Annotated in this window: 9 protein-coding genes; 7 read left to right on the forward strand and 2 right to left on the reverse strand. The window is 60.4% G+C overall.

Features of this window, described 5'->3' with window-relative positions; genetic code table 11:
* The first annotated feature begins 114 nt into the window (after window positions 1-114).
* Both PH5382_RS17370 and PH5382_RS17375 read left to right on the forward strand, forming a co-directional pair.
* Entirely contained in the window at window positions 115-1,278 is a 1,164-nt protein-coding gene (locus PH5382_RS17370) for a metallophosphoesterase family protein (RefSeq protein WP_058335663.1), read from the forward strand.
* A complete protein-coding gene (locus PH5382_RS17375) occupies window positions 1,275-3,926 on the forward strand; it encodes an AAA family ATPase (RefSeq protein WP_058335664.1) in 2,652 nt (883 codons plus the stop codon). The genes PH5382_RS17370 and PH5382_RS17375 overlap by 4 nt, the downstream gene beginning before the upstream one ends.
* A 63-nt stretch (window positions 3,927-3,989) precedes the next feature.
* Here the strand turns inward: PH5382_RS17375 and PH5382_RS17380 are convergent, their stop codons facing one another.
* Window positions 3,990-4,463 (reverse strand): SH3 domain-containing protein, encoded by a 474-nt coding sequence (locus PH5382_RS17380; protein WP_231751927.1) that lies wholly within the window; start codon window positions 4,461-4,463, stop codon window positions 3,990-3,992.
* Window positions 4,464-4,705: 242 nt separating this feature from the next.
* On the opposite strand from PH5382_RS17380, the gene PH5382_RS17385 reads away from it, so the two are divergent.
* The 5 genes from PH5382_RS17385 to PH5382_RS17405 all read left to right on the forward strand — a co-directional run bounded on the left by PH5382_RS17385 (window position 4,706) and on the right by PH5382_RS17405 (window position 12,356).
* Entirely contained in the window at window positions 4,706-5,692 is a 987-nt protein-coding gene (locus PH5382_RS17385) for a 2-hydroxyacid dehydrogenase (RefSeq protein WP_058335666.1), read from the forward strand.
* Window positions 5,693-5,732: 40 nt separating this feature from the next.
* On the forward strand, window positions 5,733-7,553 hold the full coding sequence (gene ggt / locus PH5382_RS17390) for a gamma-glutamyltransferase (protein WP_058335667.1): 1,821 nt from the start codon (window positions 5,733-5,735) through the stop codon (window positions 7,551-7,553).
* A 159-nt stretch (window positions 7,554-7,712) separates the two neighbouring features.
* Window positions 7,713-9,122: an FAD-binding oxidoreductase gene (locus PH5382_RS17395; protein WP_058335668.1), complete on the forward strand. Its 1,410-nt coding sequence runs from the start codon at window positions 7,713-7,715 to the stop codon at window positions 9,120-9,122.
* A 128-nt stretch (window positions 9,123-9,250) separates the two neighbouring features.
* Window positions 9,251-9,631: a hypothetical protein gene (locus tag PH5382_RS17400; protein WP_058335669.1), complete on the forward strand. Its 381-nt coding sequence runs from the start codon at window positions 9,251-9,253 to the stop codon at window positions 9,629-9,631.
* Between the two features lie 214 nt (window positions 9,632-9,845).
* Complete coding sequence (locus PH5382_RS17405) at window positions 9,846-12,356, forward strand: GcvT family protein (protein WP_058335670.1); 2,511 nt, start codon at window positions 9,846-9,848, stop codon at window positions 12,354-12,356.
* 167 nt (window positions 12,357-12,523) lie between these two features.
* Here PH5382_RS17405 and PH5382_RS17410 read toward each other — a convergent pair whose 3' ends face one another.
* Window positions 12,524-13,171 (reverse strand): class I SAM-dependent methyltransferase, encoded by a 648-nt coding sequence (locus PH5382_RS17410; protein ID WP_058335671.1) that lies wholly within the window; start codon window positions 13,169-13,171, stop codon window positions 12,524-12,526.
* Window position 13,172: the final 1 nt, after the last annotated feature.

Here is a 13,172-nt window from a genome sequence, read left to right on the forward strand (position 1 = left end):
CTGCGTTGACCCTCTCTTGCAGCTCTGCCACTCATGGGGCAGTCCGGTTTGGTCCGGTCAGCCTTATGCAGATCCTGGGTTTGTTCCCTGATCTGTCTTTTGACCGGAGCCCCGATGAGCACTTTTCGTTTTCTGCACTGTTCTGATCTGCATTTGGGAAAGCGCTTTGGCCGCTTTCCCGAGGAGACGCGGATCGCCCTGCAGCAGGCCCGCCAGCAGATCGTTGCAGGGCTGGCGGCAGTGGCCCAGGCGCACGCGGCGGAGCATGTTCTGATCGCCGGGGATATGTTTGACACCGAAACACCGTCTGAGCGTGTGTTGCGCCAGGCACTTGCTGCGATGCGGGCTGCGTCGGATCTGCACTGGTGGATCATCCCGGGCAATCACGACAGTGCAGCCGCTGAAACGCTCTGGGCCTCTCTGGCCGAGCATGCCCCGCCCAACGTACACCTGCTGATGTGGTCCGAAGTCGTGCAGATGGCGCCGGGGGTGCAGCTGCTGCCTGCACCTTGCCGTCACCGCTTTGCTGGCCAGGATCTGACGCAATGGATGGATGCCGCTGAGACGCCGACAGGAGATCTGCGCATCGGGCTTGCCCATGGGGGGGTACTTGATTTTGGCAGCGACGAGGCAGGCGGCGAAACCATCGCACCTGATCGTGCCAGGTCTGCCCGGTTGGACTATCTGGCGCTGGGCGACTGGCATGGCACCTTCACGCTGGACGCGCGCAGCCGTTACAGTGGCACGCCCGAGGCGGATCGTTTCAAACATGCCGGTCGCGGTCAGGCCTTGCTGGTAGAGCTGTCAAGTGTTGGCCAAGACCCAAAGGTTGAGGCAATAGAGACCGGGGCTCTTCACTGGCAGGATCTTTCGCTTGATCTCACTCCGGCGGCGGATGCTGGGGCATTGCTGCGGGCTCAGCTGCCGTCAGATCGTCCAGGCTGGCATCAACATCTGCTGCAGATCAGGGCACAGGGCTGGATCACAGCGCCGCAACGGCTGGCCTTGCAACAGGTGATCGCAGAAGTCGGACCTGAGTTCTGTTTCTTCCATCTGGATGAGACCGGTCTGCGGAGTGAGCATCAGGTCGAGGATCTGGACCTCATCGCGACAAATGGCGCCCTGCGGGTCGCAGCCGAAGACCTGTTGCAGGCCGCTGAAGACACGGCTTTGGCGCAGGTCGAACGGGACGTGGCCTCGGCCGCGTTGAACCGGCTGTTTGCCTATGGCCAGGAAATGACAGCCTCAGCGGCGTGCAGCGCGGAGGCTGAAACATGAAGATCTGTGCCATCCGCCTGCAAAACATTCGCCGCTTTACCGAGGCCGTTGAAATCACCGGCATAGGGCCTGGGCTGAATGTTTTGGCCGCTCCGAATGAACAGGGTAAATCTACCATCTTTGATGCGCTGCACGCCGTGTTTTTCAAAGATGCCAAATCCTGGGACAAAGAGATCCGCGCGCTTGCGCCCCGGGCTGGAGGGGAGCCGCGCATCGAAGTTGAGATCGACCGCGATGGCACCAGGTATCGGCTGGTCAAACAGTTCCAGAAGGCGTCAGGCAAAGGCGAGATCCGGATCTGGCAGGGCGACACCCTTTATTTGCAATCTGACGCCGCCGAAGCCTGGCTGCAGGATTTGATCAAGTCACCAAAAGACGGTGGCCCTGCGGGCTTGCTTTGGGTGCGTCAGGGGCTCACGGATTTTGCCGATGCAAAGGAGACGCTGTCGGCGCGCCAGGATTTGCTGTCGTCGATCACTGGTGAGGTCGATGCGGTCACTGGCGGGCAGCGTATGGATGCAATCCGTCGCGACCTGCGCCAGTCGCTGGATCGGCTGGTAACGTCGCGTGGTGCCAAAAAGGGGGGGGCACTCGATCTTGCGGCCACCGAAGTTGCGCAGTTGCAGGCCGACGAACAGCGCCTGCAGGCCCGGGTGCAGGAGTTGCGCTCTCAGCTCGACCAGCGCCGTGCACTGCGCGCGGAGCTTGCGGGCCTGCAAGAAGCTGACACACAGCAGGAGCTGGAGGCGCGCATGCAGGCCGCGCGACAGGCGTTGGCAGCGGCAGAACGCTATCAGGAAAAACTAGATACTTCGGCAGCGGCGGTGAAAACCGCTCGGCTGATAAAGGAAAACCACCAGAGCACAGTTCAGGGGCTGCGGGCCCGGCAACAAGAACACATGGCGGCACTGGCCGAATGTGAGCAAGCGCAGAGCGATGTAGCTGAGGTGGCGACAAGGCTTACTCCGGCGGAGCAGCGCCTGCGGGAATGTCTGGCCCAATCAGCTGCGGATCAAGATGCCCTGCGCCAGGCAGAGGTTTTGTTGGCACGCGTGCAGCGCGCCGCAGTAGAGGCACAGGAGCAGGCACAGCGCCAAACCCTGAGCAAGACTGTCGCACAGGCCCGAGCGGCTCAGGCGCAGGTGACAGAACTGACGCAGCAGGCAAGGCAGGGACCGGACCGCAAGGCCATGGACCGGATTGAAGCAGCCCGCGAGGCGCTTGGTCTTGCTGAACAGGCGCAACATCTCGCGGCCCCTGCGATAACGGTCACCTATGAGGCGGGGCAGGAGGGACGTCTGCGCCTGGATGGACAGGCTGTTGCAGCCGGTGAACGTCTGTCCTTGCCGCGTGGCGGACAGATTGAAGCCCTTGGGCTGGGGCGGATAGCCCTGCACCCGGGGCAGGCGACCACCTCGGATCAGTTGGCTGTAAAACAGGCGGAACTGGCGGCAGCGCTCGCCTATGCCGATTGTGCAGAAGTGGCAGAGGCGCGCGCACGTCACCGTAGCCGCGAAGAGGCCGCCATTCGTCTGCAACAGGCAGATGTGCAGTTGCAGGCCTTGGCTCCGGAGGGGCTTTTGGCCTTGATCAACCAGCTCGACAGTCTGGGGGAACACGACAGTCTGGAGGAACGTGCGGCAGAGGGGGCGGCGAGTGCGCAACCGCCAGAACCGCCAGAATTGCCGGAGCGCACGACGGTAGAGGCTGATTTGTCCCGCTGCCGTGCTGCGATGGATCAGTCCAGCGCGGCGCTGGAGGCTGCCCGGGCACAGGAAGCGACCCTGCGGCTTGGCTTTGAAGGGGCCAATGTCCGTCATCAGGCAGCGCAACAGCGGCTGGAACGGGCCAAGGCGGCGCTGGCCGGAGAGGTCGACGCAGCAGTGAGCCTTGCGGTGCTGGAACAACAGGCAACTGCCTTGCAGGAGGAGCTCAATCAGGCGCAGGCACAATTGGAGCTGCTGCAACAAGCGGCCCCGGACCTTGCTGCGGTGCAGGCGCGGGTTGTTCGGGCGAAATCGGCTCAGGAGGCCGTGATGTCACGCCTGCAGGAACTGGGACGGGATCTGGCGGTTCTGGATACCCGAATTGGCACCACCGCCGGAGAGGCGGTGGAAGAGGAGCTGGCAGAGGTTTCGGATCAGCTCTTGGCAGCGCAGGACCGTCTCGCGGCAGTCGAATTCGAAGTTGCGGTACTGCGCCGTCTCGATCTGGCGCTGGATCAGGCCCGAAGCGCCGCACAGGAGGCCTATGTGGCGCCGGTCCTGAAGGAATTGCAGCCGCTGCTGCGTCATCTGTGGCCAGACGCGCAGTTGCAGGTTGATGCGGACCGGGTGCTGCCACATCATTTGCACCGTGACACCGGCGGCGGCGAAGACTTCGAGAGCCTGTCCGGGGGCACGCAGGAGCAGATCGCGCTTTTGGTCCGGCTTGCCTTTGCCCGCCTGTTGGCACGCAGCGGCGAGGCGGCGCCGGTTATTCTGGATGATGCGATTGTCTATACCGATGACGCGCGTATTGAGCGATTGTTTGACGCCTTGACGCTGCAGAGCAGTGATTTGCAGATTTTGGTTTTCACCTGTCGTCAAAAAAGTTTCAGGGCGCTGGGCGGAACGCAACTCGCCATACGGTCTGTGCAGACAGCCTGATTGCAGCCTTGCAGGGGCCTGATGGAGTGGTTCCAACGGTTTTGACAGTAGCAGCCGGGCGGCTTAGTCGCGGATCTCTTCGGGCATAACCCCCCAGAGCTTGCCTTTGGGGGCCCAGCCGCTGAATCCACCTGCGCTGACTTCGCACCAGGTCTGCGAGCAATCGCCAAGACGAGCCACGACGCCATATTCCAGCGCGGCAGTCACCGGGGCCTTGTCGTCAGGCTGGGCATGCAGGGTCAGCATGTCTTCCTGAACCAGTACCGTACGGGCGCCAGACAGCAGCGCGTAATGGACCCAGCCACCAGCACCGTCCTGATCGCGAACGCGCCGCCAGTGGCCGTATTCCGCTGTGATTTCCAGTGGCATGCCTCGGCGTTTGAAGACCCAGTCGATGCGATGCGTCAAGGATGGTCCACGCCGGACATTGCCTTCGGCGGCTTTCATCGAGACGTAGCGCGGCAGCGGCAGATTGGTGACAGCGCCGCGCGCCTCCTTGGCCCAGGCGTTGGAGGTTACTGAAAAAGCTGTCGAAATTACACAAAGAGTCACCGCAAAACGGTGCCATCCAAAAGATAGTCTTGTCACTGCCTGCTCACTTTTGCCCGTCGTTCGGCCTGCTCAGTTCTTGTACCGCGATTCTGCCGCAGCTTTTTGCCAAGAGGGGAAAAAGCCGCGTCACATGTTCCGGTTCAGGCGGATCGGTTCTTGTGCCCGGTTCCGTCCTGCGCCACCATGCCACCAAGGCAAATGGATTGCAAAGCCAGGGGAGAGCAAAAGTGGCAAGAGAACGTCTGAGTGTTGTCGTTACGCGACGGTTGCCGGAGCCGGTCGAGACGCGGCTGAGCGAGTTGTTTGATGTACGGCTGCGCAGCGATGATGCACCGATGAGCCGCCAGGAACTGGCCGCCGCCATGAAGGAAGCAGATGTATTGGTGCCCACGGTCACCGATCACCTTGATGCGGCCCTGCTGGGTCAGGCCGGAGAGAAGCTAAAGCTGATCGCCAACTACGGCGCCGGGGTGGATCACATCGATGTGGCCACGGCCCGCCAGCGCGGCATTCTGGTCTCCAATACGCCGGGTGTTCTGACCGATGATACCGCAGATATGGCGATGGCGCTGATCATGGCGGTGGTGCGACGCATCCCCGAGGGGCTCGCCGTTATGCAAAAGGGTGACTGGCAAGGCTGGGCACCTACGGCGATGCTGGGCGGGCGTCTTGCGGGGCGGCGTCTTGGCATTCTTGGCATGGGTCAGATCGGCGAGGCCGTTGCCCGCCGGGCGCGCGCCTTTGGCATGCAGATCCACTATCACAATCGCCGTCGGCGCCGGCCCGAGATCGAAAGCGAGCTGGAGGCGACCTATTGGGAAAGCCTGGACCAGATGATCGCGCGCATGGATGTGATCTCGGTCAATTGCCCCTCGACACCCTCGTCGTTTCATTTGCTCAACGCACGCCGCCTGAAGCTGCTAAAGCCAACAGCGGTGGTGGTGAACACATCGCGCGGTGAGGTGATTGACGAAAACGCGCTGACGCGGATGCTGCGCAATAATGAAATTGCTGGCGCGGGTCTCGATGTTTACGAGAATGGCACCGATATCAATCCACGTTTGCGCGAGTTGCCGAATGTGGTACTCCTTCCTCATATGGGGTCTGCAACTCTCGAAGGCCGGATCGAAATGGGCGAAAAAGTCCTGTTGAATATCAAAACCTTCGAGGATGGACATCGGCCACCTGATCTGGTGGTCCCAGCCATGTTGTAGGGTGCCGTATCACATCTGAGAGCTGTGATTGGAGATCTGCATGAGACCGATTCTTTCCGCCTGTCTGGCTGCTTCGAGCTCGGCCCTTGTTGCCGCTGTTTTGTCTACGACTGTTGCACATGCCCAGGAGGCTGCGGATGCGGTTGCCCCGGAAGGCGCCAGCGCCGGTGGCATGGCTGCCATTTCCGAGGCGGTAGCCACTTCATTGGCGGCAAAGGCGGCAGGGCGACCTGTTGAAGCTGAAAACTGGATGATTGCCGCCGCCAATCCTCATGCGGTTGAGGCAGGTGCTGCGATCCTGCGTCAGGGCGGTACGGCGGCTGATGCCATGGTAGCGGTGCAGACCGTTCTGGGATTGGTTGAGCCGCAGTCTTCGGGCCTTGGCGGTGGGGCCTTTCTGGTCTGGTATGATGCCAAATCGGGTGCAGTGACCACGCTGGACGCGCGCGAAACAGCCCCCTTGGCGGCAACGCCTCGGTTATTTCAGGACGACGCGGGTGAGCCGCTGAAATTCTTTGATGCTGTCGTCGGTGGGCGTTCGGTTGGCACCCCCGGCACACCTGCTTTGCTGGAGGCTGCGCATCGGCGCTGGGGGCGCAGCAACTGGGGCACTCTATTTGAAGCGGGGATCGCACTGGCTGACGACGGCTTTGAGGTCTCGCCCCGAATGGCAGGCTCCATCGCGCGTGACGCGGAGCGTTTGGCGCGGTTTTCGGCAACCGCCGACTATTTTCTGCCCGGCGGCACGCCGCTGGCTGCAGGTGATATGCTGACCAATCCGGCCTATGCGGAGGTTCTGCGCACCCTTGCAGACGAGGGCGCAGATGGATTTTATTCTGGTCCGATTGCAGGTGATATCGTTCGGACAGTCACCACGGTCTCAGATAACCCCGGTGTGCTTTCCGAGATGGATCTGGCGCTGTATCAGGTGAAGGAACGCGCTGCGAGCTGTGCCAGTTACCGCAGCTTTGAGGTCTGCGGCATGGGGCCGCCGTCCTCGGGGGCGCTGACCGTGGGGCAGATTCTCGGCATGCTTGGTGGCTATGATCTGGCAGCGCTGGGGGCGGAAAACCCGGAATCCTGGCGTTTGATCGGTGACGCCTCGCGGCTCGCCTTTGCGGATCGGGGCCGCTACATGGCCGATAGCGACTATGTGCCAGTGCCGGCTAAGGGGCTGGTCGATCCGGACTATCTGGCGGCGCGCGGCCAGCTGCTGGCGGGGGATGATGCCCTGCCCGAAGTGGTGCCGGGCAAGCCGGTGTTCGACCACGCGGCGTTGACACCGCGTTGGGCTGATGATGCCTCGATCGAGTTTCCCTCGACCTCGCATCTGTCGATTGTGGATCAGTATGGCAACGTGCTGTCGATGACTACGACGATTGAAAACGGCTTTGGCTCGCGCTTGATGACCAATGGGTTTTTGCTGAACAATGAGCTGACAGATTTCTCTTTCCGCAGCCACCGCGGCGGGGTGCCGATTGCCAACCGGGTGGAGCCCGGCAAGCGTCCGCGGTCCTCGATGGCGCCAACCATCGTTTTGCAGGATGGCAAGCCAGTTCTGGCCATTGGCTCTCCGGGTGGCAGCCGTATCATTGGCTACGTGGCCAGTGCCATCGTAGCCTGGGCCGACTGGGGGATGAATGTCCAGCAGGCGCTTTCGCTGCCCCATGCGGTTAACCGTTTCGGCACCTATGATCTTGAGGCTGGGACCGCTGCCGCGGGTCTGGAGGGCGCGCTCAGCGAAATGGGCTACAAGGTCAATATCCGCGATCTGAACTCTGGGCTGCATGCGATTGAGATCGGCGAGACCCTTAAGGGCGGCGCCGACCCGCGTCGCGAAGGCGTGGCTCTCGGGGAATGACATATCCGGCGTAATAACCTTGCATGCGCGAGGGGGCAAAGGCGCGGGCATCACTTGTCTGCGCCTTTTTTTTAAGTCATAAGGGCGTACGTGTTGTCATGACAACACGTGGAATGAAGGCGGCCCGCAAGTGGGTCGGGGGAAGAAGAGGAACAGGACATGGTGCAAGCCACAGCATTGCCGCGGAATGAGGCTGGGATCAAAGCCGCGATTGACGTACTCAAACAGCAGTTTGGCGAGCAGTTGCAAACGGGTCAGGCGATCCGCGAACAGCATGGTCACACCACCACCTGGATTACGAATCAGGCGCCGGATGCGGTGGTCTTTCCGACCACGACGCAGGAGGTGTCTGACATCGTGAAATGCTGCGCCGAATATGGCGTGCCGGTCATTCCCTTTGGCACAGGAACATCGCTGGAGGGCCATGTGAACGCACCCGCCGGTGGGATCTGTGTCGACATGATGCGAATGGATCAGATCCTGGCAGTCCATGCCGAAGATCTGGACGTCGTGGTGCAGCCTGGCGTTACCCGCGAGCAACTGAACACCTTCCTGCGCGATCAGGGGCTGTTCTTTCCGATTGATCCCGGTGCCAATGCCTCCCTTGGGGGTATGGCCGCGACGCGGGCCTCGGGCACCAATGCGGTGCGCTATGGCACCATGAAAGATAACGTACTGGCGCTTGAGGTGGTTATGGCCGATGGCGAGGTGATCCGCACGGCACAGCGGGCCAAGAAATCCTCGGCGGGCTATGATCTAACCCGCCTGATGGTCGGATCCGAAGGCACCCTGGGTCTTATGACCGAAATCACCCTGCGCCTGCAGGGCATCCCCGAAGCGATCCGCTCGGCGCGCTGTTCCTTTCGCACCGTGGATGATGCCTGCCGGGCTGTGATGATGACCATCCAATATGGTATCCCGGTGGCCCGGATGGAGCTTTTGGACGAGATGAGCGTCAAGGCCGCCAACAGTTATTCCAAGCTGTCACTGCCGGAAACGCCGCTGCTACTGCTGGAGTTCCACGGATCCGACGCGGGTGTTGTTGAACAGACAGAAGTGTTCAACGCGATCGCCGAAGAGTTCGGCGGTTTTGACTTTGCCGCGACCTCCACAGCGGAAGAGCGCAACCAGCTTTGGCAGGCGCGTCATGACATGTACTGGGCCTGCATGCAGATCCGTCCCGCAGCGAAGGGGATTTCCACCGACGTCTGTGTTCCGATCTCGCGGCTGGCGGAATGCGTCGCGGCAACCCAGGCCAAGGCCGATGAGCTGGGCCTGATCGCGCCGATTGTTGGCCATGTCGGCGACGGCAATTTCCATTCCCTGGTTCTGGTGGACATGGAAAACGCTGATGAACGGCAAAAAGCGGATGAGTTCATCGGCTGGTTGAATGATATGGCGATTTCGATGGATGGCACCTGCACCGGGGAACATGGCATCGGGCAGGGCAAACGCCCCTATCTGCAAAAGGAGTTGGGTGCTGCGACCCGCTATATGGCGGCCATCAAAGCAGCCCTTGATCCTGACAATATCCTGAACCCCGGCAAGATCCTCAGCGACAAGGGCTGAACCCAAAGGGGTGAGGCAATAGGACTGCGCTCTTCGGGTTTGCCCTCTTTGCCTCTGCCATAATTTTGCACCGCATCATCCTTTAGCCTTGCGGCACGGGGTGCCGGTGCGAAATTTGGAGGGTGCAGATGGGAGTGCGAAAAGCTTTGGGAATACTTGCTTTCTCGACGCAGGCAGTCATTGCCGTGGACTATAACATGCAAAGTCAAAAAGCGGGCCTGCAGCCGGGCGAGCTGAGCATGTCCGAATACGCCGCCATTGTGCAAAAGCGCTACGAGGCCCCAAAGAGTATTCAATTTGTAGCAGAAGAGACGCGCACCACGGGGCTGTGGGGCAAGCTTTCCGGGGTTGGCTCTCAGGTTGGCTCCGGGGTTGGCACCGGGGGTGGTGCTGGGCTCGCGGCGCGCGCGACCGGAAGGGAAGATCTTGCCAAGGCCGAGATCACTCCCGGATCTGAAGCCCCAGCGCCGGTTTGTATCCGGCGTGGCACTGCGCTGGACTGCAACTAGCAAGATTGAAATTTCAGACCAAAAGCAAGGGGCGCCATGGAGCGCCTCTGATGCGTATTGGGGCACGCGCCAGCCGTTCTGGCTGTCGCATTTTGAATTTAGCCGGGGGAAAGGTCGGTTTTGTGTTTTTTTGCGTCGGATGGATTTAGCGGAAATCTCTGCGGCGCGGGCATAACATTGCAAAACCGAGTCACTTGTTCCGGAGAACGGCCTCATGAAAACCCAAGTCAAAGCACTGGTCGTCGGCGGCGGCGCCGTTGGTACCTCAATCGCCTATCACCTCGCTAAAGCCGGCTGGGATGACGTCATGCTGATAGAGCGTGACGAGCTGACCTCTGGCTCGACCTGGCACGCGGCGGGCCTTTTGCCGCTGTTCAACATGTCCTATGCGACCACCCACATTCACAAATACTCGGTCGATTTCTACAAGCAGCTGGAAGAGGAGACCGGTCTCAACGCTGGGTTCGCGGTCGTCGGCAATCTGCGTATGGCGCAGACCGAAGAGCGTATGGACGAGTACAAGCTCTATGCCTCGACAGCAGAAACTTGTGATGTGGATTATGAATGGCTGACACCTGACCAGATCAAAGAACGCTGGCCCTTGATCCGCACCGACGATCTGAAAGGCGCGATCTACCACACCGAGGACGGCTATATAAACCCCGCAGATGTGACCCAGGCCATGGCCAAGGGCGCCCGTCAGCGCGGCGTTGAAATCGTGCGTAAGATGCAGGCCGATGCCTTCCATTGGACCGGTACCCATTGGGAAGTTACCTGCACCAAAATGGTCGAGCAGGGCGGCAATCTGGTGCCCTCGGATGAGCAAGTTGTCATCACCGCTGAGCATGTTGTGACCGCCTCTGGGAACCACGCACAGCGCACCGCCAAGATGCTGGGTATCAAGATGCCTGCAATCCCGGTGGAACACACCTTCATCGTCATGGACAAAGACCCGGAGCTGGTCAAATGGCGCGAAGCTGGCAACCCCGAGCACCCCGTTGTGCGCGATGCCGACAATGAGTCCTATGCCCGCGAAGAGCGTGGCGGCTGGATCCTGGGTATCTATGAAAAAGACGCGCCAGCCCGGTTTGAGCACGGCGTTCCAGACAGCTTCCGCGCCGACTTGTTCCCGCTGGATCTGGACCGGATTGCTGAACAGTATATGGCGATGACCGAGCGGGTGCCTTCTTGCGCTGAATCCGGCCTTAAAGACGATTTCAACGGCCCGATCTGCTACACGCCGGACGGTAACCCGCTGGTTGGCCCAGCTCCTGGCCTGCGCAATATGTGGCTGGCCGAGGGTTTCTCTTTCGGGATCACTGCAGGTGGCGGTACTGGCTACTATCTGGCCCAGATGATGGTCGATGGCGAAGCTGAGATCGATATGGCAAGCTTGGACCCCAAGCGGTATTCGCAGAACTGGATGACCACCGAGTTCGCAGCCCGCAAAAACGAAGAGTGCTACGAGCATGTCTACGTTCTGCACCATCCCGACGAGGAACGCCCCGCGGCACGCCCTTTGCGGTGCTCGCCTGCCTTTGACCGCCAAAAAGAGCGCGGCGCGCAATTTGGTTGGGTCAACGGCTGGGAACGCCCCAACTACTTTGGCCCGCTGGATGCGCCAGAAACCTTTGACCACGACGCGCGCTCCTTCCGTCGTGGTGGCTGGTGGAACTATGCGGTTGAGGAAGCCAAATCGATCCGCGAAGGTGTTGGCCTGGTGGATGCAACCGCCTTTACCAAGCATGTCGTCAAGGGCCCCGGTGCCACCCAGTTCCTGGATTGGTTCACCTGTAACAAACTGCCCAAGATTGGCCGTATCAACCTAACCTATGCGCTGACCTCGGCGGGGACCACCCGTACCGAATACACCATCGTGCGCAACGGAGAAAACAACTACTATCTGGTCTCAGCGGGTGCCTGGACTGAATACGACGCGGACTTCCTGCGCAAGGCTGCCGAAGACAAGATGGAAGAGTTCGGCTACATCGAGATCCAGGATGTCACCACCCAGTGGGGCGTCTTTGCCATCGCGGGCCCAAAATCGCGGGATGTACTGAAAGAAATCATCAGTGATGCGGATCCGGAAACAGCCCTGAGCAACAAGCGCTTCCCTTGGCTTTCGGCGCGCCAGATCGAGCTGGGTATGTGCCCGGTCAATGCGATCCGTGTGGCCTATACTGGTGAACTTGGCTGGGAACTGCACCACCCGATCGAAATGCAGAACTACCTGTTTGATCTGCTCGAAAAGGCTGGCGAGAAGCACGGTATGAAGCTGGTTGGCGCCCGCGCTCAGAACTGGCTGCGGATGGAAAAATCCTACCGGGCATTTGGCACCGAGCTGGGCCGCGACGCAACGCCTGCCGAAGCGGACCTGCCGCGCTTTATCGATCTGGAGAAAGACTTCCATGGTAAAGACGCCATGGTTGAAAAGGGCGTGCGTTTCAAATGTTGCACCCTGCTGATCGACGGTCCGGATGATGCCGATCCATGGGGCCGCGAAGTACTCTATACCGAAGATGGCGCAACCCGCGTGGGACGTTTGACCTCGGGCGGCTATTCGGTGGCCTTCGAGAAGTCGATCGGTATGGGCTATGTACCGCCAGAACTGGCTGTTGAAGGCACTAAGCTGAAGGTCAAGTTGCAGGACAAGCTGTGGGATGCGGTCGTGACCTGCGACAGCCCCTATGATCCGACCAATGCGACCATCCGTCAAAACGGCTAAGCCCTGGCTTTAGATCCGCGCTTTCGAGGTTTGCCTTTGGGCGTAAGATAACGAACCTGCCGCATATCTGTGCGGCAGGTTTTTTTAGGGCTTTCTTTCAAATCGGGGGCCGAGAGGGATATTGCTGGGCAGGCTTTGGGCCTGTCAAAGGGCTTTCGAAGGCTTAGTTAGTAGGGTTTTGAAATCACCCCGTACTGAGCATAGCCGCGATACAGATCCTGATGCTGCGAGATGCCGCCGATGCCAGACGCGCAGGCGGACAGGGCCTGTTTCAGCTCCAGTCGCGGGCTGACGTGAAACTTTGCCAACCAGCGATGCAGGGCCCTGCCAAAAGGGCGTGGCAGGCCGCTTTGGTCTGAAAAATCCACCACGTGCAGCTGGCCACCGGGACTCAGCTGTCGACAGGCCATGCGCAGGGCGCTTTTCCAGGCAGGGATCATTGAGATGCCGTAGGAGATGAATATTCGGTCAAATCTGGGGCGATGAAACAGGGCAGAGCTGTTGAAATCGCAGGCGTCCGCCTGTGCCAGCTGCACCCGGCTGCCCAGTTTGTCACTGGCCGTGGCAAGCATTTTAGCCGATATATCCAGTCCGTAAAAAGCGCATTCAGGGTATTTGCGGGCCGCCAGGTGCAGATTTCGCCCGGTGCCGCAGGCGACCTCAAGTACGTGCGATCCGGGTTTAGGGGCCAGCCCGGCAATCAGCCGGTCACGGCCAAACAGGTAATACTTGCGGGTCAGATCATAGATGATGCGTTGGTGGCGGTAGGTTTCGTCCATCAAATCAGCATGGGATCTTGAGGTGGTATCCAACATG

The organism is Phaeobacter sp. CECT 5382, assembly GCF_001457775.1.
Taxonomy (GTDB): Bacteria; Pseudomonadota; Alphaproteobacteria; order Rhodobacterales; family Rhodobacteraceae; genus Pseudophaeobacter.

Coding starts and splice junctions, on each gene's coding strand:
- PH5382_RS17410 (WP_058335671.1), bottom strand. CDS start 13,171: ATGTTGGATACCACCTCAAGATCCCATGCTGATTTGATGGACGAAACC.
- PH5382_RS17370 (WP_058335663.1), top strand. CDS start 115: ATGAGCACTTTTCGTTTTCTGCACTGTTCTGATCTGCATTTGGGAAAG.
- ggt (WP_058335667.1), top strand. CDS start 5,733: ATGAGACCGATTCTTTCCGCCTGTCTGGCTGCTTCGAGCTCGGCCCTT.
- PH5382_RS17395 (WP_058335668.1), top strand. CDS start 7,713: ATGGTGCAAGCCACAGCATTGCCGCGGAATGAGGCTGGGATCAAAGCC.
- PH5382_RS17400 (WP_058335669.1), top strand. CDS start 9,251: ATGGGAGTGCGAAAAGCTTTGGGAATACTTGCTTTCTCGACGCAGGCA.
- PH5382_RS17405 (WP_058335670.1), top strand. CDS start 9,846: ATGAAAACCCAAGTCAAAGCACTGGTCGTCGGCGGCGGCGCCGTTGGT.
- PH5382_RS17375 (WP_058335664.1), top strand. CDS start 1,275: ATGAAGATCTGTGCCATCCGCCTGCAAAACATTCGCCGCTTTACCGAG.